At 72.6% G+C, this 23,985-nt stretch carries 18 protein-coding genes and 1 tRNA gene; 5 read left to right on the top strand and 14 right to left on the bottom strand.

Going from position 1 to position 23,985, the window contains the following annotated elements:
* Window positions 1-41: 41 nt before the first annotated feature.
* The gene (locus DE149_RS04240; RefSeq protein WP_113914079.1) at window positions 42-1,136 is read left to right on the top strand and encodes a PqqD family peptide modification chaperone; all 1,095 of its coding nucleotides are present in this window, start codon (window positions 42-44) and stop codon (window positions 1,134-1,136) included.
* Between the two features lie 45 nt (window positions 1,137-1,181).
* Here DE149_RS04240 and lepB read toward each other — a convergent pair whose 3' ends face one another.
* The 13 genes from lepB to rsmI all read right to left on the bottom strand — a co-directional run bounded on the left by lepB (window position 1,182) and on the right by rsmI (window position 16,953).
* Complete coding sequence (gene lepB / locus DE149_RS04235) at window positions 1,182-1,928, bottom strand: signal peptidase I (protein WP_113914007.1); 747 nt, start codon at window positions 1,926-1,928, stop codon at window positions 1,182-1,184.
* Between the two features lie 2 nt (window positions 1,929-1,930).
* Entirely contained in the window at window positions 1,931-2,911 is a 981-nt protein-coding gene (locus tag DE149_RS04230; protein ID WP_036340441.1) for a ribose-phosphate diphosphokinase, read from the bottom strand.
* Between the two features lie 111 nt (window positions 2,912-3,022).
* Entirely contained in the window at window positions 3,023-4,516 is a 1,494-nt protein-coding gene (gene glmU / locus DE149_RS04225; RefSeq protein ID WP_113914006.1) for a bifunctional UDP-N-acetylglucosamine diphosphorylase/glucosamine-1-phosphate N-acetyltransferase GlmU, read from the bottom strand.
* A gap of 37 nt (window positions 4,517-4,553) precedes the next feature.
* A tRNA-Gln gene (locus tag DE149_RS04220) sits at window positions 4,554-4,625 on the bottom strand.
* A 64-nt stretch (window positions 4,626-4,689) separates the two neighbouring features.
* Entirely contained in the window at window positions 4,690-6,183 is a 1,494-nt protein-coding gene (locus DE149_RS04215) for a sugar transferase (RefSeq protein ID WP_113914005.1), read from the bottom strand.
* 141 nt (window positions 6,184-6,324) lie between these two features.
* Window positions 6,325-8,166 (bottom strand): ABC-F family ATP-binding cassette domain-containing protein, encoded by a 1,842-nt coding sequence (locus tag DE149_RS04210; RefSeq protein WP_036340429.1) that lies wholly within the window; start codon window positions 8,164-8,166, stop codon window positions 6,325-6,327.
* A 65-nt stretch (window positions 8,167-8,231) separates the two neighbouring features.
* Window positions 8,232-9,200 carry a 4-(cytidine 5'-diphospho)-2-C-methyl-D-erythritol kinase gene (locus tag DE149_RS04205; RefSeq protein WP_113914004.1) on the bottom strand — a complete coding sequence of 323 codons (969 nt, stop codon included), beginning with the start codon at window positions 9,198-9,200 and terminating at the stop codon, window positions 8,232-8,234.
* The gene (gene rsmA, locus DE149_RS04200) at window positions 9,197-10,120 is read right to left on the bottom strand and encodes a 16S rRNA (adenine(1518)-N(6)/adenine(1519)-N(6))-dimethyltransferase RsmA (protein WP_049147847.1); all 924 of its coding nucleotides are present in this window, start codon (window positions 10,118-10,120) and stop codon (window positions 9,197-9,199) included. Before rsmA ends, DE149_RS04205 begins: the two co-directional genes overlap by 4 nt.
* A gap of 60 nt (window positions 10,121-10,180) precedes the next feature.
* The gene (locus DE149_RS04195; protein ID WP_233490701.1) at window positions 10,181-12,001 is read right to left on the bottom strand and encodes an ABC transporter ATP-binding protein; all 1,821 of its coding nucleotides are present in this window, start codon (window positions 11,999-12,001) and stop codon (window positions 10,181-10,183) included.
* A gap of 24 nt (window positions 12,002-12,025) precedes the next feature.
* Window positions 12,026-12,979, bottom strand: a complete 954-nt coding sequence (locus tag DE149_RS04190; protein WP_113914003.1) for a TatD family hydrolase — start codon at window positions 12,977-12,979, stop codon at window positions 12,026-12,028.
* Window positions 12,980-13,099: 120 nt separating this feature from the next.
* Window positions 13,100-14,587, bottom strand: coding sequence for an NAD-dependent succinate-semialdehyde dehydrogenase (locus DE149_RS04185; protein WP_036316357.1), 1,488 nt, complete (start codon window positions 14,585-14,587; stop codon window positions 13,100-13,102).
* Between the two features lie 599 nt (window positions 14,588-15,186).
* Window positions 15,187-15,933: a hypothetical protein gene (locus DE149_RS04180; protein WP_147084459.1), complete on the bottom strand. Its 747-nt coding sequence runs from the start codon at window positions 15,931-15,933 to the stop codon at window positions 15,187-15,189.
* A 135-nt stretch (window positions 15,934-16,068) separates the two neighbouring features.
* Window positions 16,069-16,953 carry a 16S rRNA (cytidine(1402)-2'-O)-methyltransferase gene (rsmI, locus tag DE149_RS04175; RefSeq protein WP_095695409.1) on the bottom strand — a complete coding sequence of 295 codons (885 nt, stop codon included), beginning with the start codon at window positions 16,951-16,953 and terminating at the stop codon, window positions 16,069-16,071.
* 67 nt (window positions 16,954-17,020) lie between these two features.
* On the opposite strand from rsmI, the gene DE149_RS04170 reads away from it, so the two are divergent.
* From DE149_RS04170 to DE149_RS04155, 4 genes are all read left to right on the top strand, one after another.
* Window positions 17,021-17,893, top strand: coding sequence for a hypothetical protein (locus tag DE149_RS04170; RefSeq protein WP_060973968.1), 873 nt, complete (start codon window positions 17,021-17,023; stop codon window positions 17,891-17,893).
* A gap of 55 nt (window positions 17,894-17,948) precedes the next feature.
* Window positions 17,949-19,562, top strand: a complete 1,614-nt coding sequence (locus tag DE149_RS04165; RefSeq protein ID WP_113914077.1) for a phospholipid carrier-dependent glycosyltransferase — start codon at window positions 17,949-17,951, stop codon at window positions 19,560-19,562.
* Window positions 19,563-19,629: 67 nt separating this feature from the next.
* Window positions 19,630-21,468 (top strand): long-chain fatty acid--CoA ligase, encoded by a 1,839-nt coding sequence (locus tag DE149_RS04160; protein WP_113914001.1) that lies wholly within the window; start codon window positions 19,630-19,632, stop codon window positions 21,466-21,468.
* A 105-nt stretch (window positions 21,469-21,573) separates the two neighbouring features.
* Complete coding sequence (locus DE149_RS04155; RefSeq protein ID WP_002854482.1) at window positions 21,574-22,662, top strand: alkene reductase; 1,089 nt, start codon at window positions 21,574-21,576, stop codon at window positions 22,660-22,662.
* Window positions 22,663-22,747: 85 nt separating this feature from the next.
* Here DE149_RS04155 and DE149_RS04150 read toward each other — a convergent pair whose 3' ends face one another.
* Complete coding sequence (locus DE149_RS04150) at window positions 22,748-23,971, bottom strand: DUF1461 domain-containing protein (protein ID WP_113914000.1); 1,224 nt, start codon at window positions 23,969-23,971, stop codon at window positions 22,748-22,750.
* Between the last annotated feature and the right edge of the window lie 14 nt (window positions 23,972-23,985).

Below are 23,985 nucleotides of genomic sequence, written 5' to 3'. Positions count from 1 at the left end.
AAGGGTGAGCCATGCCCGGCGCCCAGGGGGAGGACGAAGCCATGAGCGAGACCACCGCGTTGCGCATCGGCACCGGTCTCGATGCCGTGACGGTGAGCGGCCTCACAGGAGACGAGCGCGCGGAGGTCATCGCGTCCTGGGCCCGGTGCGGTGTGGAGGTCGTGCAGCCGCCCGCCCACGCCGATGCGCACCGCGGCGCCGACACCGCGTCTCCGTGGCTCCAGTGGCACGAGGACCTGGTGTTCCTGGCGACCTCACGGACGATCGAGTCCGCCCGCGGCACCCACCTGCTGTTCCATGCCGCGTGCCTCGCCGCACCGGACACCGCGGCGGCGATGGTCCTGGTGGCGGCGTCCGGGACGGGCAAGACGACGGCCACGCGCCGGCTGGGACCCCATTTCGCCTACCTCACCGACGAGACGGCGATCATCGCACCGGACGGCCTGACCGTCACGCCCTACCCCAAACCGCTGTCCCTGCTGGGGTCACGGGGGGGGCGCCCGAAGACCCAGCGAGGCCCGGACGACCTGGGTCTCGGTCCGACCCTCCCCGACGCCCGGCTGGCCCGGATCGCCGTGCTGGACCGCGTGCGGGATCCGGCAGGCCCGGTGACGCCGCGGGCGGAGGCCATAGAACTCGTGGCCGCGCTCGAGGCGCTCGTCCCCCAGACCTCCTCCCTCTCCCTGCTCCCCCGCGGTCTCGTGACGCTCTGCCGCGTCCTCGACGCGGTCGGCGGCGCCCAACGCCTGGTCTACGCCGAAGCGGAGGACCTGCGGGATGTCGTCGACGGCCTCCTGGCGGCCCCGCCCACGCCCGTCACCCCCGCCTGGGAGGCGCTCACCGATGAGGAGCTGCGGGCCTCGGTCGGTGCGGCGGTCCCGGGCGCGGTGTCCCGCTGCGCCGTCGACGACGGCATCCTGACCGACAGCGGCCGCCTGGTCCTGCTCGCCTCGGACCGCCTGGTCGTGCTCGAAGGTCTGGGCCCGTCCGTCTGGCTCCTGCTGGACGAGCCGCGGACGGCCGCCGACGTGGTGGCCCATCTCCGCGCTGAAGGGCCCGTGCCCGAGGACGCCGAGGCCCGGGTGCGGGAGGCGATGGACGCCCTGATCGCCGTGCAGCTGGCCACGGCCGGGTGAGTCGGCACGGCCCGGAGGCGGCCGGCGCCCCGCCCCCTCAGGAGATCAGTGCCCGCCCCAGTGCGTGGGCGGCCAGACGGTCACGAAGACCTCGCCCACGATGTCCTCGCGGGTGACGAAGCGGGCGCAGTCCCCGGCCTGGTCGGCGGGGATGCCGCGGCACGCGATCACGGAGTCGGCCGAGTTCGAGCGGTGGTCGCCGAGCACGAGCATCGAGTCCTCCGGCACGGTGACCGGGCCGAAGCAGCGCGCGGAGATCACCTCGGACTCGCAGTCCAGCTCGTCCCGGAGGAACGGCAGGTCGTTGTGGATGTACGGCTCGTCCAGGGGCTCCCCGTCCACCGTCACCGCGCCCTCGGCCGTGCAACACTCCACGGTCTGCCCCGCGGTGCCGACCACGCGCTTGACCAACGCCTGCTCGTGCGAGCGGCCGATGCCGGTGAGGTCGCCGAACGTGCGGACGACGTTCTCCACGGCCCCCTCCGGTGGCATGGGGTGTGCCCAGTCCTCGTTGGCCGTGAAGACCACCACGTCCTGGGAGTCGGCCATCCCGTCCGGGTAGGCGGTGCGGTTGACCAGCATGCGGTCCCCCACCTCGAGGGTGTTCTCCATCGAGCCGGACGGCACCGAGTACACCTTCACCCACAGGGCCTGCACCACGGCGACAACCGCGAGGGCCACCACCACGTTCAGCAGCAGGGAGGCCCAGAACGGCAGGCGCGGACGGTGAGGCTGCGGCGCGGCCACCGCGCCGCCGTCGTCCCCGTGGGCCGGCTCGACGCGCTCGGCCATGGTCAGGCGACGCCGTCGAAGAGGCTGGTGACCGAGCCGTCCTCGAAGACCTCGCGGATCGCGCGGGCGATCAGCGGGGCGATCGAGAGCACGGTGAGGGTCTCGAAGCGCTTCTCCTCCGGGATGGGCAGGGTGTTGGTCACCACGACCTCACGGGCGCCGCACTCGCCGAGACGCTGGGCGGCCGGGTCCGAGAACACCGGGTGCGTGGCGGCGATGATGACGTCCTTGGCGCCGGCGTCCTTGAGGATCTGCACGGCGCCGGCGATGGTGCCGCCGGTGTCGATCATGTCGTCGATCAGCACGCAGACGCGGCCCTCGACGTCCCCGACCACGGTCTTGGACTCGGCCTTGTTCGGAACGGTGAGGTCCCGGCTCTTGTGCACGAAGCCCAGCGGCACGCCGCCCAGGCGGTCCGCCCACTGCTCCGCCACGCGCACGCGACCGGTGTCCGGGGAGACCACCGTGACCTCCTCGCCCTCCACGCTGGAGCGGATGTGGTCCGCCAGCAGCGGGATGGCGAACAGGTGGTCCACCGGGCCGTCGAAGAAGCCCTGGATCTGGGCGGTGTGCAGGTCCACGCTCATCACACGGGAGGCGCCGGCGGTCTTGTACAGGTCCGCCACGAGGCGGGCCGAGATCGGCTCGCGGCCGCGGCCCTTCTTGTCCTGGCGTGCGTACGGGTAGAACGGCGAGACCACCGTGATGCGGCGGGCGGAGGCGCGCTTCATGGAGTCCACCATGATCAGCTGCTCCATGAGGTGGTTGTTCAGCGGCGCCGGGTGCGACTGGATGATGAACACGTCCTTGCCGCGCACCGACTCGCCCGAGCGCACGTAGATCTCGCCGTTGGCGAAGTCGTAGGCGCTCATGGGGAGCAGCTCGGTGCCCAGCTCCTCGGCGATCTCCTGCGCGAGCTCGGGGTGGGCGCGGCCCGTGGCCAGCACCAGTCGCTTGTCCTCGCTGCGGCTCAGCTCCGTCATGACGTCCTCAACATCCTTCGTGGTCTCGCGTTCCAGGACCGACGGCGTCCGGCGTCGGTGTCGGCCGCCCGGGGCGGCCCGGTCCTCGCACCCATCCTAGGGCGCGAGGGATCAGCCCTCGGCGTCCGCGACCGTCGCCCCGGCCGCCACAGCGGCCTGCGCGGACATGCTGCCGGGGCGCTTGGCGGGCACCCAGCCCTCGATGGTGCGCTGCGCCACGGCGTTCAGCGCCAGGGCGCCGGCCGGGACGTCGTCGCGGACCACCGCGCCGGCACCGGTGTAGGCGCCGTCGCCCACCGAGACCGGGGCCGTGAACACCGTGTTCGAGCCGGTGCGCACGTGGGCCCCGATCACGGTGCGGTGCTTCGCGACGCCGTCGTAGTTGGCGGTGATGTTGCCGCAGCCGATGTTGGTGTACTCGCCGATCTCGGCGTCCCCGGCGTAGCCCAGGTGGGAGAGCTTGGCGCCGCGGCCCACGGTCACGTTCTTGGTCTCGTAGAACGCGCCGATCTTGCCGTCCTCCCCCAGCACCGTGCCCGGGCGCAGGTAGGTGAACGGGCCGACGGTCGCGCCCGCGCCGATCACGGCCTCCGTGGCGTCGGTGCGCTTCACCACGGCGCCCTCCCCCACCTGCGTGTCCGTGAGGGTGGAGTCCGGGCCGACGACGGCGCCCGTGGCCACCGACGTCGCCCCATGCAGCTGGGTTCCGGGCTTGAGCGTGACGTCCGAGGCGAGGGAGACGGTGACGTCCACCCACGTGGAGGACGGGTCGACGACCGTGACACCCTCCTTCATCCAGCCGCGCAGCACGCGGTCGTTGAGCTGGCGGCCCAGGTCGGAGAGCTGACGGCGGTCGTTGGCGCCCTCGACCTCCCACACGTCGTCCGTGCCCACCGAGGCGACACGGCCGCCCTCGGCGCGGGCCATGCCGAGCACGTCCGTGAGGTACTTCTCACCCTGCACGTTGTCCGTGGAGATCTCCGGCAGGGTGCGGCGCAGCAGGGCGGCGTCGAAGGCGTAGATGCCGGAGTTGACCTCGCGGATCGCCACGAAGGAGTCGTCCCCCGTGGACTCGGCGTGGGCGAGGGCGTCCTTGTGCTCCATGATCCGCTCCACGAGGCCCTCGGCGTCGCGGACGATGCGGCCGTAGCCCGTGGCGTCCTCGAGGGTGGCGGTGAGCACGGTGACGGCGTTGCCGTCCGCCTCGTGGTCCGCGACGAGGCGGGCGAGCGTCTCCGGGGTCAGCAGCGGGACGTCGCCGTAGGTCACCACGACGGTGCCCTCGAGGTCCGCGGGCAGGGCGGCCAGGCCCAGCTCGACGGCGCGGCCGGTGCCCGGCACGTCGTCCTGGTCGGCGATCGCCAGCGCGTCGATGCCCAGCTGGGCCGCCACCGTCTCGATGTGCTCGGCCACGCGGGCCCGCTCGTGCCGGACCACGGCCACGAGGTGCTCCGGCGCGAGCGACCAGGCCGCCGCGAGCGCGTGGCCCACGAGGGAGCGCCCCCCGATCGCATGCATGATCTTCGGCGTCGTCGACTTCATGCGGGTGCCCTGGCCCGCGGCCAGGACGATCACGGCGGAGGGACGGGCGGACGGCTGGGACATGGGGGCTCCTGCACCGGTGGGGGTCAGCGGACGGGGGTTCCGCCCCTAGGATTCGAACCTAGACCGCACGGCTCCAAAGGCCGGCGTGCTGCCATTACACCAGGGCGGAGCGCCGGACCCCAGGGGGCGGCGACGACGGCCCATTCTTCCACACAGGTCGCGCGGATCCGGGGTCAATAGGCGCCGTCGGCGGCGATCACGGCCTTGACGGTCCGCCCCAGGATCACGAGGTCGCCCAGGATGGACCAGTTCTCCACGTAGTAGAGGTCCAGGCGGACCGCCTCCTCCCACGGGAGGTCGGACCGGCCGGAGACCTGCCACAGCCCCGTGATGCCGGGCTGCACCAGGAAGCGGCGGTGCACGTACTGCTCGTAGGCCTCGACCTCGTGCGGCAGGTGAGGCCGCGGGCCCACGAGGGACATGTCCCCCCGCAGCACGTTCACGAGCTGGGGCAGCTCGTCGATGCTGGTGCGGCGGATGAGCTTGCCGATCCGGGTGATGCGCGGGTCGTCCTTCATCTTGAACAGCACGTCCGCATCCCCGCCGTCCGAGACGAGCCGCTGCCGGATCTCCTCGGCATCCACCACCATGGAACGGAACTTGAGCATGGTGAACGGCCTGCCGCCGAGACCGATGCGCTCCTGCCGGAACAGCACCGGCCCGCCGTCCGTGGCCTTGACCGCGATCGCGACGGCGATCAACAGCGGCGAGATGGCGATCAGGCCCAGCCCCGACGCGACGACGTCGAACGCCCGCTTGGCGAACGCCTTGCCCTCGGAGAGGCGCGGGGTGGAGAGGTGGATGAGCGGCAGGCCCGCGAGGGGCTGCGTGTGGAGGCGGGGTCCGGCGACGTCCACGAGGGCGGGCGCCATGATCAGGGAGACGCCGCGCTCCTGCAGCTCCCAGCCGAGCCGGCGGACGTCCGAGGGGACGAACGGGTGGCCCGAGGTGATCACCACGGCTTCGACGTCGCGCTCCTCCACGTGGGCGACCACGTCCTCCACGGTGTCCAGGTCCGTGGAGACCGGTATCGGGAGGTAGTCCTCCTGCCGGGTCTTGTATCCGGGGAGGGCCGCCGCCACGGGGGCGTAGCCGGCGCCGGCCTCGGAGTCGAGGGCCTCGAAGATGTGCCGGACGGCCTTCGGGCCGCCGACGAGCAGGAGCCGCCGCCGGAACCTGCCGCGGTGTCGCTGCCGCGCCACCCACCCGCGCACGAGGAACCGGCCCAGCAGGAGCAGGAGCACGCCCAGCGGCAGAGCCAGGCCCACGTAGCCGCGCGCCACTTCGAGACCTGCCGCATAGGCGAGGATCGCGACGGTGCCGAAGAGGTACAGGGTGGCCTGCAGGACCCGCTTGTACTCCTCGGTGCCCACCCCCAAGATCCGGATGTCCCGGGAGCCTTGGATGGTCAGCGCGAGCACCCAGGCCGCGCTCAGCGCGAGGCTGATGACGCTGTAGTCGACGAGTGCGGCGCCCGGGAGGGTGGTGCGCCGCGGTCCGCCGAAGCGGAGCTGGGCCGACACGAAGGTGGCGAGCAGGACCGCGACCACGTCCACGACCAGGACGAGTCGTGGAAGGCCTCGCTCCCAGGTCCGGCCCAGGACACGACCGCGGGCGGTCGAGCCCATGCGAAGCGTGGTCGACTCGTCACCGGGGCTCGCGAACACGCTCTGCTCCTCCGTCCTGACGCGGGGGGATGGTCCACGTCATGTGGGCCGGGCATGGTGCCGTGCCCCGGCCCCCGATTATAGGACGGAAACAGTCGCCGGCTGTGCGACCTGCCGCACTCTCCTGTGCGCGCCCGCCCGTCAGTCCCCTTCGGCGAGTTCAGCAGCCTGCAGCCACTCCTCCTCCAGGACGTCCAGCTGCGCGTCGAGGTCCTTCAGGTCGGCGGAGGCCGCGGTGAGGGCGTCGAAGTCCTGCGCCTGCCCCAGCTCGGCCATCCGCGCCTCGAGGCCGGACCTCCGGTCCCGGAGCCGGGTCATCTGCTTCTCGAGCCGGGCCATCTCCTTGCGGGCCAGCCGACGCTCCGCCTCGGTGGGCCCGGTGTCCTCCTCCGGCCCGCCCATGCCCGCGCACGTCCCGACGACGTCGTTGCGGCCCCGAGCTGCGCCGGCTCCCCGGGCCGGGCCGCCGGCGTCGTCCATCGCGGCGCGCAGCTCGAGGTACTGGTCCACCCCGCCGGGCAGGCCGCGGACCTTGCCGTCCCCGAGCAGGGCGACCTGGTGGTCGGTGACGCGCTCGAGCAGGTAACGGTCATGGGAGACCACCACCAGGGTCCCCGGCCACCCGTCCAGCACGTCCTCGACGGCGGCCAGGGTGTCCGTGTCCAGGTCGTTGGTCGGCTCGTCGAGCATGAGGACGTTGGGCTCGCCCACGAGCAGACGCAGCAGCTGCAGGCGCCGGCGCTCGCCGCCCGAGAGCTCGGAGACCTGAGTCCACTGCCGGGAGGTGCCGAAGCCGAGCATCTCGAGCAGCTGGCCGGAGGACATCTCGCGGTCACCGACCTGGAAGGACGAACCCTCCCGGGCCATGACTTCGGCGACGCGCAGGTGGGCGACGTCGTCGAGCTCCTTCACGTCCTGGGTGAGGGTGGCCGAGACCACCGTCTTGCCGCGCTTCACCCGCCCCGAGTCCGGAGCGATGCGGCCGTCGAGCAGGCGCAGCAGGGTCGACTTGCCCGCACCGTTGACGCCGACCACGCCGAGCCGCTCGCCGGGCGCCAGGCGCAGGGTGACGTCGTCGAGGATCGGCTTCTCCCCCAGCGTCAGGCTCACGTGCTCGAGGTCGAGGACGTCCTTGCCGAGCCGGGCCGTGGCCATCTTCGCCAGGGACACCGAGTCGCGCGGGGCGGGGACGTCCTCGATGATGGCGTTGGCCGCCTCGATGCGGAACTTCGGCTTGGACGTGCGCGCCGGGGCGCCACGGCGCAGCCAGGCGAGCTCCTTCTTCACGAGCTGCTGACGCTTCTGCTCCGTCACCGCCGCCTGCCGGGAGCGCTCCGCGCGCGCGAGCACCCACGCCGCGTAGCCGCCGTCGAACGGGTCCACCGTGGCGTCGTGCACCTCCCACGTGCGCGTGCAGACCTCGTCGAGGAACCACCGGTCGTGGGTGACCACCACAAGGCCGCCGTCGGTGGGGCGCCAGCGCTGCGTCAGGTGGCGGGCGAGCCACGCGACGCCCTCGACGTCCAGGTGGTTGGTGGGCTCGTCGAGGAAGAGGACGTCGTCGTCCCCGGCGAGCAGACGGGCCAGGGCCACGCGACGGCGCTGGCCGCCGGAGAGGCCCCGCACGGACTGCTCCAGGTCGAAGCCGTCGAGGAGACCGCCCAGGACGTCCCGGGCCTTGGGGTCTGAGGCCCACACGTGGTCGTCCACGTCCCCGACCACGGCCTGACGCACGGTGTGCTCCGGGTCGAGCCGGTCCTGCTGGTCCAGCACGCCCACGCGGACGCCGCCGCGGCGGGTGACGCGGCCCGTGTCGGGTTCCTGAAGGCCGGCGAGGATGCGCATGAGCGTGGACTTGCCGTCGCCGTTGCGGCCCACGAGTCCGATCCGGTCCCCCTCATCCACGCCGAGGGAGAGGCCCTCGAGGACGGTGCGGGTTCCGAAGGCGATGCCGATGTTCTCGGCGCCGAGCAGGTGGGCCATGGAGGAGGTGGTCCTTTCCGGACGGAGGAGGGGTGGTCGGGGGCGGCGGGGTGCGCCGCCGGGTGTCACAGCACGTGGGCGCCGGGCACGGGGCCGTGGACGGGGAGGGCGCGCACGCCCGTGCGCTCCTCGATGGCCGAGGCCAGCCGCAGCGCGGAGGCCTCGTCCTGCGCCACGAAGAGCAGGGTGGGGCCGGAGCCGGAGACCATGCCGCGCAGCGCGCCCTCGTCCATACCGAGGTCGAGGACGTCCGAGAGCTCGGGGAACAGGACGACGGCCGGGGTCTGCAGGTCGTTGTCCATGGCGGTGGCGAGTTCGAGCGGGTCCGCCGCGGTGAGGGCCCGCAGGACGGCCTCGTTCACCTCCGGGCGCGCCGGCCCGTCGGGCAGGTGACCCTCCCGGCGCAGCTCGTCCAGGGTCTGGAACACCACGGGGGTGGACAGCCCGGCGTCCGCCGGGACGAGGACGAGGTGCACCGGGGTGCGGGCCGCGACGGGGGTCAGCTCCGCCCCCGTTCCGAGCCCGACGGCGGCGCCGCCCAGCACGCTGAAGGGCACGTCCGCGCCCAGCGGGGCGGCCAGCTCGGCGAGCTCGGCGCGGGTGTGCCCGGTCTCCCACAGGGCGCTGCACGCGAGCAGCGCGGCGGCCGCGTCGGCGGAGCCGCCGCCCATGCCGCCCGCGACCGGGACCTGCTTGGCGACCTCGAGGTGGACGCCGTGGGTGTCAGGATCGAGCCCGAGGGTGCGCCGCAGGTGTGCGGCGGCGCGGTGCGCGAGGTTGCGCTCGTCCCAGGGCACGTCCTGGGTGTCCACCAGACTGATGTGGCGGCCCGACGGGCCGACGGTGATCCTCCCGTCCGTGCGCGCGATCGCCGTGACGGTCTCCCGCAGGCTGACGGCCAGGTACACGGTGGCCACGGGGTGGTAGCCGTCCGCGCCGGGGGGTCCCACCCGCAGGGACAGGTTCACCTTGCCGGGGGCGCTGACCGTGACGTGCCGGGCCGTGGGGTCGAGGCCGAGGTCCTCCGTCGTCATGCAACCACCTCCTCCGCCGCACGCCGCGGGCCGTGCTCGGCGATCCGCGCGAAGGCCGCGATGTCCAGGGCCTCGCCGCGGGCGCGTGGGTCCACGCCGGCGGCCACCAGGGCGTCCTCCGCCGCCTGCGGCGACCCCGCCCAGGAGGCGAGCGCGGCGCGCAGGGTCTTGCGGCGCTGGGCGAAGGCGGCGTCCACCACGGCGAAGACCTCCCGGCGGGACGTGCTGCCCGCCGGCGGCTCGCGCCGGGTGAAGGCGACCAGCCCGGAGTGGATGCGCGGAGCGGGCCAGAACACCTGGGTGCCGATGGTGCCCGCCTTGCGCACGTCCGCATACCACGCCGCCTTGGCGGACGGGACGCCGTAGACCTTGGAGCCGGGCCCGGCCGCGAGACGGTCCGCGACCTCCTCCTGCACCATCACCAGGCCGTGCCGCAGCCCTGGCAGGACCGCGAGCGCGTGCAGCAGCACGGGCACGGCCACGTTGTAGGGCAGGTTCGCCACGAGCGCGGTGGGGCCGCCGGCCGCGGCAGCGGGCCGGACCTCGGCCAGTGCCTGCTCGCTCAGCGTCATGGCGTCCGCGTGCAGCACCGCGAGGGCGTCCTCGGCCCCGGGGCGGAACTCGGCGGCGGTGCGCGGCAGGCGGGCGGCGGTGACCGGGTCGATCTCGACGGCGGTGACGGCGGCGGCCGCGTCCAGCAGGCCGAGGGTGAGCGAGCCCAGTCCGGGGCCGATCTCCAGCACGTGCTCGTCCGCGGTCACGTCCGCGGCCTGCACGATGCGCCGGATCGTGTTCGGGTCGATCACGAAGTTCTGGCCCCACTGCTTGGTGGGACGCAGGTCCAGCTCGGCGGCGATGCGCCGCACGTCCGCGGCGCTCAGCAGCGGGGCGGGGGCGGGGTGCGGGGAGGGCTGGACCATGCCCGCGAGTCTATCGGGGCGCCGGACGGGGTAGCCGGGACGCAGCGGCGCGGGGTCCGCTCAGGTGGAGAGGTCACCGAGCCGGACGAGCTCGCGGAACTCGGGGCTCGTCTCCTGCAGCCCGGCGAACGTGCCCTGGCCGATGATCCGCCCCTGGTCCATCAGCACGATCTGATCGCAGCGCTTGACCGTGGAGAGACGGTGGGCGACCACGATGACCGTGATCCGGCCGCGCAGCGACTCGATCACCTCGGTCACCCGGCGTTCCGTGAGGTTGTCGAGGGCCGACGTCGCCTCGTCGAGCACGAGGAGGCGGGGGCGCCGGAAGAGCGCGCGCGCGATGCCCAGGCGCTGGCGCTGGCCGCCGGAGACGCCCACGGCCCCTTCGCCGATCACGGTGTCCAGGCCGTCGGGGAGCTCGTCCAGCCACTGGCCCAGCTGGGCTTCGCGCAGCACGCGCTCCACCTCGGCCCGGTCCGCCGTCTGGGCGGCCTCGACGTCCAGGAGCACGTTGTGCAGCACCGTTCCGTTGACCACGGTGACGGACTGCGGGACGAACGCCACGTTGTCCCACCACCCCCGCGGGTTGGCCTCGAGCTCCACCCCGTCCACGTAGACCCCACCGCGCTGGGCGTGGTGGAAGCCGATGACCAGGTCCACCAGGGTGGTCTTGCCGGCACCGCTGCCGCCCACGAAGGCGTACGAGGACCCGAAGGGGATGCGCAGGTCGATGTCGCGCAGGACCGGTTCGGCCTTGCCGGGGTAGGTGAAGGACGCGTCCCGCACCTCGATGGCCTCCTCGAACGTGACGCGCTCGTAGGGCCGGTCCGCCGCGTGCAGGACCGGCTGCGCGGCGGCGAGCTCCGCCGTCGTGCGCTCGAAGGCCGGCCAGGACGTGCGGATCTCGTTGGTGGTGGCCATGAGCGCCGCCATGGACGGCAGCACGCGGAAGCCGGCCATCGCGAGCAGGGCGAGCGAGCCGAACGCCTCCCCGCCGCGGCCCTGGATGAAGGCCACGGCCACGAGCGCCGCGATGGCGGCCACGAAGGCGACCTCGAGCACGTAGCGCGGCATCATCGTGAGGATCATCTTGAGCCGCGTGGCTTCGGCGCTCTCCATGCGGGCCGCGCGGTACTCCTCCATGAAGGCCGAGTCGTTGCCGCGGATCTTCACGTCCTTGTAGTTCTCCAGGCCCTGCAGCGCCGCCGTGTTGGCCCGCTCCCCCGCGGTCACCAGGGTCCAGCCCAAGCGGGAGGCCGGGCGGCGGATCACGGTCTTGATCACCCAGGCGACGGCGAGGAAGTACAGGGCCATCCCGAGCCCCGTCAGCGGCATGGCGACGCCCACCACGACCGCCACCGCGACGAGCGTCACGGCCTCCGTGAGGAACGTGACAGACGCGTTCACCACGCCCGTGTAGGCCATGCTGGAGGTGCCGGTGACGTTGTTGACCAGGGTGCCGACCGTGCGCGTCAGGTGCAGGCCGTAGTCGGCCCGCAGGTAGTAGCGCAGCAGCGTGGCGGACGTGCGGATGAGGTTCTGGTTGGTGAACCCCATGGTCCACCAGCGGAACGCGAGCACCAGGATCGCCTTGAGCAGGAAGGCCAGCACGATCACGACGGCGAAGGCCACCGTCTGCTCCGGCACCGTCACGGCCCCGAACCGGGCCAGCAGCCCTTCGAGCGCCGGGGAGTCCAGCTCACCCGAGGTCAGCAGGCTGACCAGCGGGAGGATCGAGGCGAGCGCCACCATCTCGAGGCCGGCCACGAGGACGGACCCGAGGACCACGAACACGAGGCGGATCCGCATGGGGCGGTCCACCAGGTACTGCGTTCCCTCGGGCAGCCGGGCTTTGAGGAGTCGGGTCAGCACGTCGTCCATCCTAGGGGCCGGGTCTGGATCGGCTCAGAACGAGCCGTACACCCGGGCGGTGTTCTCGCTCACCGCGCGGGCGAGGGCGTCCACGTCGTCGCCGCGCGTCTCCGCCATGCCCCGCAGGGTCAGCGGGACCAGGTAGGGCGCGTTGGGGCGACCCCGATGCGGATGCGGCGTGAGGAAGGGCGCGTCCGTCTCCACGAGCAGCAGCTCGGCCGGGGCGATCCGCAGCGCCTCGCGCAGCTCGTCGTTGGCCTTGAAGGTGACGGGCCCGGCGAAGGACATGTGCCAGCCGTGCTCGGCGCACGTGCGGGCCAGATCGGGGCCGCCGGAGAAGCAGTGGAACACCACGTGCGGGGGCAGCCCGCCGTCGGCCGCCTCCTCGAGCAGGATCCGGACGACGTCGTCGTGGGCGTCCCGGTCGTGGATCTGCAGGGCCGTGCCGAGTTCGCGGGCGAGTCGGATGTGCCGGCGGAAGGACTCCTGCTGCGCGGCGTGGCCGGCCTCGTCCTGCGTCCGGAAGTAGTCGAGGCCCGTCTCGCCGACGGCGCGCACGCGGGGGTGGCGGGCGAGCTCCGCGATCTGCGCGAACGCCTCCTCGAACTCGCCGCGCTCGGCCAGGCGGGCCGCGTCGTTGGGGTGCAGCGCCACGGCGCCGAGCAGGCGGGGCTCGGCCTCGATCGCCGCGATCGTGAACCGGGCCGAGGCGACGTCGCAGCCCACCTGGACCGCGCCGGTCACGCCCACGGCCTCCGCCGCGTCCATCGCCTGGTGGACGTCCACCCGGACCAGGCCGTCGCGGAAGTCGAGGTGCGTGTGGTTGTCCACGACGGGCACCGGCAGCGGCTCCGGTGCGGGCGGGTACTCGAGACGACGCTTGCGGCCCGACTTCTCCTCGCGGGCGTCCCGGCGCGGGCCGCCGTCGTCGTCCGGCTGCTGGGCGGGGGCGCGGTAGGCGAGCGGGGTCTCGGATGCGTGGGCCATGCACCCCACTCTAGGGAGCCGAGCCCGGGGCCCCCGACACGCCTCGGGGGCGGTATCGGGTGGTATCCACGTCGGATACCACCCGATACCGCCCCCGGAGGACACGGCGCGGCGAAGAGGTCAGGCCTTCGTGGCCGCCCACGGGTCGGCGATGCCGATGTACTGCACCGAGGTGTACTCCTCGATGCCCTCGGCGCCGCCCTCGCGGCCCAGGCCCGACTGCTTCACGCCGCCGAACGGCGCGGCCGGGTTGGAGATGACGCCCACGTTGTAGCCCATGAGGCCGAACTCGATGCTCTCGGCCACGCGGTACATCCGGGCCTGATCCTTCGTGAACACGTAGGAGGCGAGGCCGTACTCGGTGTCGTTGGCCATCTCGATGGCCTCCTCCTCGGAGGAGAAGGTCACGATCGGGGCCACCGGGCCGAAGATCTCCTGCTGGAGGATCGGGTTGCCCTTCTCCACCTTGATCGCGGTCGGCGCGTAGAAGTAGCCGTCGCCCTCGATCTTGTGGCCGCCGGTGAGCACCTCGCCGCCGGCCGCCACGGCGTCCTGGACGAGCTGGTCGATGTCGTCGCGCGCGCCTTCGTCCACGATCGGGCCGAGGGTGGACTCCGGGTCGGTGCCGCGCAGGGGCTTGAGCGCCTCGAGCTTGGCCACGAACTTCTGCGTGAACTCCTCGGCCACGTCCTCGTGCACGAGGAAGCGGTTGGCGGCGGTGCAGGCCTCGCCCATGTTGCGCATCTTCGCGGCGAAAGCGCCCTCGACGGCGGCGTCCAGGTCCGCATCCTCGAAGACGATGAGCGGGGCGTTGCCGCCGAGCTCCATGGAGGTGCGCAGCACGTTGTCCGCCGCGTCCTTCATGAGGCGCACACCGACCGGGGTGGAACCGGTGAAGGACACCTTGCGCAGGCGCCGGTCCTGCAGGATCGGGCTGGAGATCGACGAGGCGGAGGAGCCCGCCACGACGTTGAGCACGCCCTTGGGCAGGCCGGCCTCCTGCATCACCTGCGCGAACAGCTGGGTGGTCAGCGGGGTCAGCTTGGCGGCCTTGAGGACCATGGTGCAGCCAGCGGCGACGGCGGGGCCCACCTTGCGGGTGGCCATGGCCAGCGGGAAGTTCCACGGGGTGATCAGCAGGCACGGGCCCACCGGGCGGTGGTGCACCTGCATGCGCAGCGTGCCCTCGGGCACGGTCAGGGTGCGGCCGTAGTGGCGGCCGGCCTCCTCCGAGAACCAGCGCAGGAAGCCGTTGCCGTACGTGACCTCGCCGCGGGCCTCGGCGAGCGGCTTGCCCATCTCGAGGGTCATCAGCAGCGCGAAGTCCTCGGCGCGCTCGTTGATCAGATCGTAGGCGCGGCGCAGGATGTCGGCGCGCTCCTTGGCCGGGGTGCGGGCCCAGTCGGCCTGCGCGGCGCAGGCGGCGTCGAAGGCGGCCATGGCGTCGTCGGAGTTCGCGTCCTGCAGGCTCGCGATGACCTTGCCGGTGGCGGGATCCTTCACGTCGAAGGTCTTGCCGGAGGAGGCATCTCGCCACTCGCCGTCGATCAGCAGGCCGGTGGGGACGGACTCCAGCAGCGCCTTCTCGCGCTCAGCGGTCACGGTCATGATGCACCTCTTTCGGGGTCGGTGGTCGGAGGCGGCACGCCCCGCGTCCTGAAAGGAAACGGGTGGACGGCCACGGCTATTCCGACGCCGTCCGGCGGCGGTCGGCAGCGGCTCCACGGCCGATCCTAGCTGTACCCCGCCAGGACGCTGGTGAGCGTCGCGCGGTGACGACGGAGAGAACCTCCGTGGGGGTGAAGCGATCGGGGTTTCGTTCTGAGTCGCGGCGAGGAGAAGCGGCGTGCGCCCGCGACGCTCAGTCCCGGGGTACGTGAGCGTGCCGGTCGCACTGCCCATGACCGACAGGGACTCGAAGATGCTCCGAGAGGGGAGTCGATCCGCGCTGTCGTGCCACACCTCGGCGTCGGCGTGCAGACACTGAGGGTCTGGTGCAACCGGTACGGGCCACCAGGGCCCTCCGCGATCGCCATCGAGGTCGCGATCCTGGACTGGGTCACCGGGTGGAACACCCGACGACTCCATCGAGCCCTCGGCACGTGGCGGCTCCAGCAGGTGGGAGCAACGCCCATGAATGCAGCGAGGGGTGGCTGCAGAGGGCTGCAGCCACCCCTCGCTGACACGTGGGTTGAGAGAGACTCGAGTCAGTTCGTCGTCTTGGGGCCGATGATCTCGAGGCGATCGGCAGACCAGGTAACGTTCGACGCGGCCCCCGTGTCGAACGCGACGCGCTGCGTGCCGATATACGCGGTGAGGTGGACCTGGTTGACCATGGACGCCACGTCCTTGGCCCAGAAGTAGGGATTGAATGACGGCTGTGCGTAGAAATAGCAGCCGGTAATGGGTGCTGAATACGTCAGGGTGATGGAGGACCCGTCCGAGGCCAGCTTGGTGACTTCCCAGTATGCGGGGTTGGTGCCGGTCACGAAGCGGTCCCCGACCTTCAACGTGTAGAAGGTCTTGCTGTCGCCCACGCTGCCGTTCGTGTAGGTGTTGTAGGGGGTGCCGGCCTTCCGAGCGTTCAGGACCTTGCGGAAGTCGACGATGCCCGCAGGAGCCGTGTAGACGATCGAGATCTTCTTGTTCTGGACGGATTGGCAGGCCGTGGCATCGGGGATACCCACGCCCGGTGTGGCATTCAGATAGAGCGCGGTCGTACCGTTCTGCGCCTGGACGTACTTCGTCATGAGCGGGTTCGCGTACAGAGTTGCGCCGGCAACCACGCCAACGTTCGATACAGCAAAGGCCGGGGCTGCGGCGGTGGCAGCGATCGCAGGGACAGTCCAGGTGACACCCTTGGTTACTTGCCGACGTGATATCACTCGAGTTTCGTTGACCATGCCAATGCCTTTCGTGGCGCTTCTGAGGACCTGGGGCACCTCCACAGGCATGAGGCACTCTGACATAGTAGCGGTCCTGCCACAACCGACGAGTCGTAGAATCTGTGATTATTCACGCTTGAGAGACCCGTTGTGAATCGACCGTTCACGCGGTAGGCGGCTGCTGGCTGTGCAGCCGGGGACGTGTCAGCCCCGGGCCGCGAGCACCGCCTGGTAGAGCTCCCGGCTCCGCATCCCGTGGGCTCCGGCCACCGCGGCCACGGCCTCCTTGAGCCGGGTGCCGGACTCCACGAGCACCGCCACCTCGGCGACGGCGTCCGCCTCGGACGCCTCGCATTCGGCGCCGGGGGCGGCCGGCCCGATCACCAGCACGATCTCCCCGCGGATCCCCTCCCCCGCGTGCCGCTCCGCAGCCCAGGCATGCACTTCGGCCGCCGTGCCGCGCACCACCTCCTCGTGCAGCTTGGTGAGCTCGCGGGCCACGCACACCGGCCGCTCCGGTCCGAGGACCTCCACGACGACGGCCAGCGCGTCCGCCAGACGCTGCGGCGACTCGAAGGCGACCACGGTGCGCGCCTCGGTCACCAGGGAGGTGAGCCATCGCCGTCGTTCCCCGTCCTTGCGGGGGACGAAGCCGTCGAAGGCGAACCGGCCCGTCGGCAGGCCGGACAGGGCGAGCGCGGTGGTCACGGCGGAGGGGCCGGGCGCGCAGGTCACGGGCAGCCCTGCGGACACCGCGGCCGCCACGAGCCGGTACCCCGGGTCCGAGACCGTGGGCATGCCCGCGTCCGAGACCACCGCCACCGTGGCACCGCCCCGCACCTGGTCCAGCAGCCCCTGGGTGGAGGCCGCCTCGTTGTGCTCGTGATGGGCCACCACCCTGCCCGTCGGGGTGACGCCCAGTCCGGCGCACAGGCGCCGCGCGGTCCGGGTGTCCTCGGCGGCGATCACGTCCGCCTCGGCCAGCAGCTCACGCAGGCGCGCGGACGCGTCCCCGAGATTGCCGATGGGGGTGGCGGCCAGGACGATGCGGCCCGACGGGGACGGCAGATCAGTCGGTCTCGGGGTCATATGTCAAGATCGTAGAGGCACCGCCCCGAGCCCGCCCGGGCCCACGCCTCTCCGGAAGGTCAGGACCATGCCCGTCGAGTCCCGCATCTGCATCACGTCCGGTGGCGATGAGATTCGCCTGCGCTCCTACGTCAACCACGCGATCTACGCTCGAGAGCACGGGCTGGACTACCGGCTCGAGACGGGCATCGACCCGCATATCGTCACCAAGTTCGACTACAAGGTCGCCATCCTCCGCCGGCTGCTCCCACGTTATGACTGGCTCGTGTGGATGGACGACGATGCCTTCTTCACCGACTTCGAGGCGGACAACCTCCGACGCCTGATCTCCGAGGCCGAGCGTGACGACATCAGCCTGGTCATCGCCGAAGGGCCCACAGAGCCGAACGGGTTCTGGTCACGCATCAACACCGGGGTCATGCTGCTCCGGAACGACGAGACGGCGCGCACGATCGTGGAGGCGACCTCGACAGCGGACCTGGCCACGGTCCGGGCCTGGTGGGACGACGATCGCGACGGTCTCTTCACCCACGGCGACCAGGACCAGATGTGGTGGGCCATCCAGACGGGCGGGCACGCCGAGCGCGTCCGGATCGTCGGCCACCGAGAGCTGAACTCGCGCGGGCACTACTACGAGGACTCCCTGACGGACGCGTTCGTCATGCACTTCACGGGTTATCCGGACAAGGAACTCGGCATCGCCCGCTTCGCCGACCGCTTCGACATCGGACAGGAGATCGTCCCTGAGCCGCTCCTGGACAAGTATCACGTCAGAGTGCGCAGCCCCCTGAGGGGCGCCCGCCGTGCCTGGCGGGAACGCTCGGTGGACACCCTGGCAGCGGTCAAGTACCGGCTCCGCCCCCACAAGGACCGGATCCTGCGCGTCGCAGGATTCCTCCCGCCCGCCGTGCGCCGCCGGTGGCCCCTCGGCCACGCCTGAGAGCAGACCGCACGTCGAGGAGGCCTGCTCCACCCGTCCCCCTAGCATGGAGCCCGTGCCCGCCACCGCCCTCGCCCCCCGCCCCGCCGCCGTCGCGGCCGACGACGGCCCCTTCGGCGTCGCCGCCCTGCGCGCCCGCCTCGGGGTGAGCGCGGCGCCCCTGACGCGGTGGCACTGGATCCTGCCGCTGCTGGTCACGGTGATCGCCGGCGTCCTGCGGTTCACGAACCTGGCCCACCCGGACCAGCTGATCTTCGACGAGACCTACTACCCCAAAGACGCCTACTCCCTCCTGGAGTCCGGCTACGAGCGGCGGTGGGGCGAGGACGTCAACGACGCGTTCGCGCGCGGCGAGGCGGAGCCGCTCGAGGGGGCCGCCTACGTGGTGCACCCGCCGCTGGGCAAGTGGCTGATCGGCCTGGGCATGCTCGCGTTCGGCCCGGACAACGGGGTGGGCTGGCGGTTCAGCGCCGCGGTGGCCGGCACGCTCTCCGTCCTGCTGGTCGCCCTCGCCACGCAGCACCTGCTGCGCTCGGTGTCCCTGGGCGCGGTCGCCGGGCTGCTGCTGGCCGTGGAGGGCCACCACCTGGTGATGTCCCGCATCGGGCTGCTGGACATCTTCCTCTCGTTCTTCGTGCTCGCGGCCTTCGCCGCGCTGCTGGCGGACCGCGTCCACGGGCGGCGGCTGCTCGCGGAGCGGCTCGCCCACGACGTCGCCCGGTTAGGACGCGACGCCCTGGCCAGCGGGCCGTGGCTCGGCTGGCGCCCGTGGCGACTGCTCGCGGGCGTGCTGCTGGGCGCCGGCTGCGCCGTGAAGCTCTCCGGGCTGGCGTTCATGGCGGCCTTCGGCCTGCTCACGGTCCTGTGGGACATGTCCGCGCGCCGGACCGCCGGGGTGCGGCGCTGGGCGTGGGCCGGCGTCGAGAAGGACGGCCTGTACGCGTTCGTGGTCGTGGTGAGCGGCGGCCTGGTCGCCTACCTGGCCTCGTGGACCGGCTGGTTCGTCACGGAGGGCGGCTACTACCGGGACTGGCACCGGGACAACCCGCCGGAGGGCCTGCTCGCCGGGCTGGTCCCCGGCCCGCTGCGCTCCCTGTGGCACTACCACGTGGAGTCCACGACCTTCCACCAGGGCCTCACCAGCCCCCACGACTACGCCGCCAACCCGTGGACCTGGCCGTTCATGGGCCGGCCCGTGAGCTACTACTACGAGGGCGCAGAGCCCGGCGAGGGGATCTGCCCGGCGGACGCCGCGGGCGCGTGCTCGGCGGCCATCACGGACATCGCCAACCCGTTCGTGTGGTGGACGGGCCTGGCCGCCGTCCTCGTGTGCGTGTGGCTGCTGGTGCGCCACCGGGACTGGCGGGCCGGCGCCCTGCTCGGCGCCTACGCGGCCGGGCAGCTGGTGTGGTTCCTGTGGCCCGAGCGGACCATGTTCTTCTTCTACACGATCGCCTACGAGCCCTTCCTCGTGATGATGATCGCCCTGGCGCTCTCGCTGCTGCTCCGGCCGGGCCGCCGACCCGGGCCCCGCTGGGGCTCGGCCCTGGTGCTGGCGTACGTGACGATCGCCGTCGCCGTGTCCCTGTTCTTCCTGCCCGTCTGGATCGGCGACGTGATCCCGTACGACCAGTGGCGCTGGCGGATGTGGTTCAGCAGCTGGATCTGACGGTCGCGTCCCGGGCGCGGGCGTGCCCGACCGCGCGCCGCACGCCCGGAATGGATACCCTCGGACCGTGCAGAACCAGAGCCCCGTCCATGAGTCCGCCACCGAGCTCGTCGGCATGCCGCCGGCGGACTCCAACATCACGGACCTGATCGTCACCTCCTGTGCCGACCGGCCGGACGCCCCCGTGTACGCCGTGCGCAACGGCGCGGGCGGCTGGGTGGACGTCCACTTCACCGCGTTCCTCACCCAGGTGCGCGCCGTGGCGGCCGGCCTCATCGCCCGCGGCGTCCAGCCCGGGGACCGGGTGGGCCTGTTCTCCCCCACCTCCTACGCGTGGGCCGTCCTCGACCAGGCCGTGTGGTTCGCCGGCGCCGTCTCCGTGCCGATCTACGAGACCTCCTCGGCCCACCAGGTGGAGCACATCGTCACGGATTCGGGCCTGCGGGTGGTCGCCGTCGGCAGCGAGGAGCTCGGCGAGCGCGTCGCCGAGGCCGCCGGGCACGCGGGCGTGGACGTGGCGACGTTCCCGCTGACGGACGCCGGACTGGCGGAGCTGGCCGAGGCCGGCGCGTTCGTGGCGGACGACGCCGTCGAGCACGCCCGCTCCCTGGCGACCCTCGCCAGCCCCGCCTCGATCGTCTACACCTCCGGCACCACCGGCCGCCCGAAGGGCGCCGTGATCACGCACGGCAACTTCGTGGGCGCGGCCATCAACGTGCTGCACTTCGCGCGCGAGGTGGTCCAGTGGTCCCCGGAGACGACAACGTCGCGCACCCTGCTCTTCCTCCCGCTGGCCCACGTGCTCGCCCACGCCGTCCAGGTCATCTGCCTGTACGCCCGCATCCAGGTGGCCCACTCCGGTTCCCCGGCCACGCTGCTCGGCGACCTCGCCTCCTTCCACCCCACGTGGCTGCTGGCCGTGCCGCGCGTGTTCGAGAAGGTCGAGGCCGGCATCGAGGCCAAGGCCCAGAAGAGCGGCACCGGGCCGATCTACGCGGCCGCCAAGCGCACCGCCATCGAGTGGTCCACGGCCGTGGACGAGGCCGAGTTCGGGGACGGCCCCGGGCCTTCGGCCCTGCTGCGCGCCCGGCGCGCGCTGTTCGACCGGCTGGTCTACCGCAAGATCCGGGAGGCCCTCGGCGGCGAGGTGATCTCGTGCGTGTCCGGCGCGTCCGCCCTCTCCCCGGAGCTGGTGCACTTCTTCCGCGGCGCCGGCATTCCGATCGTGGAGGGCTACGGCCTCACGGAGACCACCGCGCCGGCCACCGTGAACATCCCCGGCGCGCACCGCGTGGGCACCGTGGGCCTGCCCGTGGCCGGGGTGACGGTGAAGATCGCCGAGGACGGCGAGATCCTCATCCGCGGCCCCGTGGTGTTCGACGGCTACCACGGCATGCCGAAGGCGTCGGCGGAGGCGATGGAGGACGACTTCTTCCGCACCGGGGACATCGGTGCGCTGGACGAGCACGGCTTCCTGCGGATCACCGGCCGCAAGAAGGACGTGATCATCACCGCCGGCGGCAAGAACGTGTACCCCACGCCCATGGAGGAGGCGCTGCGCCAGCACCGGCTCATCGAGCACGTCGTGGTGGTCGGGGAGAACCGCCCGTTCGTGGGCGCCCTCATCACCCTGGACACCGAGGCCTTCACCCAGTGGGCCCTGGACCGCGAGCTCAGCCTCACGCCGGCCGAGGCCGCGACGGACCCCACCGTGCTGGCCTCGATCCAGGAGGCGGTGGACCAGGTCAACGCGGGCGTCTCCCGCGCCGAGTCCATCCGCCGCTTCCGCATCCTGGACCACCCGTTCACCGAGGACTCCGGGCACGTCACCCAGTCCCAGAAGCTCAAGCGGGCCCAGGTGATCGAGGACCACGCCGAGGACGTCGAGGCCCTCTACCGCCGCTGAGGGAGGGCGCCGCACCCCCGCCGCCGGAATGCCCTGCCTCCGGAATAACCTCCGGCGGCGGCCGGTTGGCGCGGAGGACCATCTCCCCGAGCGATCGGAACCACCGTGCCCTCCCTGTTCGACCCCCTGGACGTCGGCGCCCTGCGCCTGGACAACCGCATCGTCATGGCCCCCCTGACCCGCCAGAGGGCGGGCGAGGACGGCGTCCCCACCGAGCTGCACGCCGAGCACTACGCCCAGCGCGCCACTGCCGGACTGCTCGTCACCGAGGGCGCCTTCCCCTCCTTCCGCAGCCGGGCGTTCCCCGGCCAGACCGGCCTCGCCGACGACGCCCAGACCGACGGGTGGCGTGCCGTGGCGCAGGCCGTCCACGAGGCCGGCGGACACGTGTTCGTCCAGGTCATGCACGGCGGGCGCATGTGCCATCCGGACCTGCTGCGCGGCGCGGAGCCGGAGGCCCCCAGCGCCATCGCCCCCGGGGTGCCGGTGCGCGGGTTCAGCGGCAAGATGGAGGGGCCGGTGCCCAGCGCCCTGGACACGGAGGAGCTGCCCCGCGTGGTGGCCGAATTCGCCGACGCCGCCCGCCGGGCCGTCGAGGCCGGGCTCGACGGCGTGGAGGTCCACGGCGCCAACGGGTACCTGCTCCACGAGTTCCTGGCGCCCTCCAGCAACACCCGCGAGGACGCCTACGGCGGCTCCCCCGAGAACCGGGCGCGCCTCACCGTGGAGGTGGTGCGCGCCGTCGCCCAGGCCATCGGCGCCGAGCGCACCGCCCTGCGCATCTCCCCCGAGCACAACGTGCAGGGCACCATCGAGGAGGACCGCGCGGACGTCCTGGCCACCTACGACGCTCTCCTGGCCGGCCTCGCCGACCTGGACCTGGCCTACCTGTCCGTCATCCACCAGGACGTGGCCGGTGACCTCGCGGCGCACCTGCGCGAGTCCTTCTCCGGGCCCCTGGTGCTCAACAGCGGCTTCGGCGCGGTCACGGGCCTGGAGGAGGCCCGCCGGATCGTGGAGGACGGCCTGGCCGACGCGGTGGCCGTGGGCCGCGAGCTGATCGCCAACCCGGACCTGGCGCGCCGCTGGCGCGAGGGGCTGCCCCTCAACGAGCCGGACCCGACGACGTTCTACACGGGCGGGGCGCACGGCTACACGGACTACCCGTTCGTGGACGGGTCCCCGTCCTCCTGAGACCCGCACACCCGCCGGACGCACCGCGCCCCGCCTCCCATCACTGGGGGGCGGGGCGCGTTCGTGCGGGGGCCTCAGCGGCCCGTCACCGCAGCTGCGCGTCCTCCTCGCGGGCCCAGCGCAGGCGCGTGGACTCGAAGGCACTGCGCTGGTCCGCGGTGCGCTCGCGACGGCGGCGCGTTGGCCAGGTGAAGACGAGCGTGAGCAGGGCGGTCAGCAGGCTGATGAGGCCCACCGCGGCGGCGGCGTCGATCCAGAACTGGCTCGGGTACAGGCGGATCAGCGCGTCCTGCACGGAGAACGTCCACGTGCCGTCCGCGAAGAACAGCGAGTGGAACCCGGCGAAGAACGTCTCCCAGCCCAGCACCGCCAGGACCGCGAGCGCGATCACCGCGAGCGGCAGCCACACGGCGCCGGCGAACAGGGCGCGGCGCACCCCGCCGGGGCTGGTGCGCAGCAGGGACGCGATGAGCAGGGCGCACACCACCACGAGCACCACGAGCGCCGCGGTGGCGATCCACAGCACGGTCTTCACGTCCGTCATGTGGTCGACCTCGACCTCGGTGAACAGGGGCGCGCCCTGGTGCGTGAGGCTGCTGAGATACCGCGGCCCGGCCAGATTGGTCACGTAGTCCAGCCCGGCGGAGCCGTAGTGCATGCGGTCGGCGAGGGTGAAGCCGAACCGGTCCGCGGGGAACCCGGGCCGGTGGTACTCCAGCCACAGGAACACCGGGCTCGCCACGAGGCGGACGGCGGCCAGCAGCAGGGCGAGCGGGGCGAGGATCGCCAGCAGCACCTGCGCCAGGCGCGGACCCGCCTTGGGCAGGCGCGCGCGCTCCTCCGGCGTGGGGCCCTGCAGGGCCGCAGCCTGCGCCACGGGGGCGGCGGTGCCGTCCTCGGGGTAGCGGTCGACCGGGGCGGCGGCGCTCGAACCCGCCGCGCGGGCCCCGACGGCGGCGCTCAGCGGGCCGAGCTCGTCGGCGCCGGGCAGCGGACGCCGGTCGCCCTCGGGCACGGCCCGGGAGGCGACGATGTCGCGGTCGGCGTCCGCGGCCGGGCGGTCGGCGTCACGTCGGTCCGCGGCCGCCGCGTCCCCGCCGCGCAGCGCGGCGAGGTCCTCGGGGCTGAGCGCCGAGGTGTGCTGGGCGCCGCCGTCGTCGTCCCGGTCCATGGCGGGCAGCGCCTGGGTGCGGTTCGGGTCGTCCGCGGCGTCGTCCTGGACGAACGCGCCGTAGTCCAGCCCGGATTCGAAGTCCTCCGCCCCGGCGCGCTCGTCGCGCCCGCGGCCGGCCTGATGGGAAGCCGCCATGCTCGTGCCTCTCT

This window comes from Micrococcus sp. KT16 (assembly GCF_003315015.1).
Classification (GTDB): domain Bacteria; phylum Actinomycetota; class Actinomycetes; order Actinomycetales; family Micrococcaceae; genus Micrococcus; species Micrococcus luteus.
This window is presented reverse-complemented; position numbering and strand designations above follow the sequence as displayed.

Coding starts and splice junctions, on each gene's coding strand:
- DE149_RS04240 (WP_113914079.1), top strand. CDS start 42: ATGAGCGAGACCACCGCGTTGCGCATCGGCACCGGTCTCGATGCCGTG.
- lepB (WP_113914007.1), bottom strand. CDS start 1,928: ATGGCCGAGCGCGTCGAGCCGGCCCACGGGGACGACGGCGGCGCGGTG.
- DE149_RS04230 (WP_036340441.1), bottom strand. CDS start 2,911: ATGACGGAGCTGAGCCGCAGCGAGGACAAGCGACTGGTGCTGGCCACG.
- glmU (WP_113914006.1), bottom strand. CDS start 4,516: ATGTCCCAGCCGTCCGCCCGTCCCTCCGCCGTGATCGTCCTGGCCGCG.
- DE149_RS04210 (WP_036340429.1), bottom strand. CDS start 8,166: ATGGCCCACCTGCTCGGCGCCGAGAACATCGGCATCGCCTTCGGAACC.
- DE149_RS04205 (WP_113914004.1), bottom strand. CDS start 9,200: ATGACGACGGAGGACCTCGGCCTCGACCCCACGGCCCGGCACGTCACG.
- rsmA (WP_049147847.1), bottom strand. CDS start 10,120: ATGGTCCAGCCCTCCCCGCACCCCGCCCCCGCCCCGCTGCTGAGCGCC.
- DE149_RS04195 (WP_233490701.1), bottom strand. CDS start 12,001: ATGGACGACGTGCTGACCCGACTCCTCAAAGCCCGGCTGCCCGAGGGA.
- DE149_RS04190 (WP_113914003.1), bottom strand. CDS start 12,979: ATGGCCCACGCATCCGAGACCCCGCTCGCCTACCGCGCCCCCGCCCAG.
- DE149_RS04185 (WP_036316357.1), bottom strand. CDS start 14,587: ATGACCGTGACCGCTGAGCGCGAGAAGGCGCTGCTGGAGTCCGTCCCC.
- DE149_RS04180 (WP_147084459.1), bottom strand. CDS start 15,933: ATGCCTGTGGAGGTGCCCCAGGTCCTCAGAAGCGCCACGAAAGGCATT.
- rsmI (WP_095695409.1), bottom strand. CDS start 16,953: ATGACCCCGAGACCGACTGATCTGCCGTCCCCGTCGGGCCGCATCGTC.
- DE149_RS04170 (WP_060973968.1), top strand. CDS start 17,021: ATGCCCGTCGAGTCCCGCATCTGCATCACGTCCGGTGGCGATGAGATT.
- DE149_RS04150 (WP_113914000.1), bottom strand. CDS start 23,971: ATGGCGGCTTCCCATCAGGCCGGCCGCGGGCGCGACGAGCGCGCCGGG.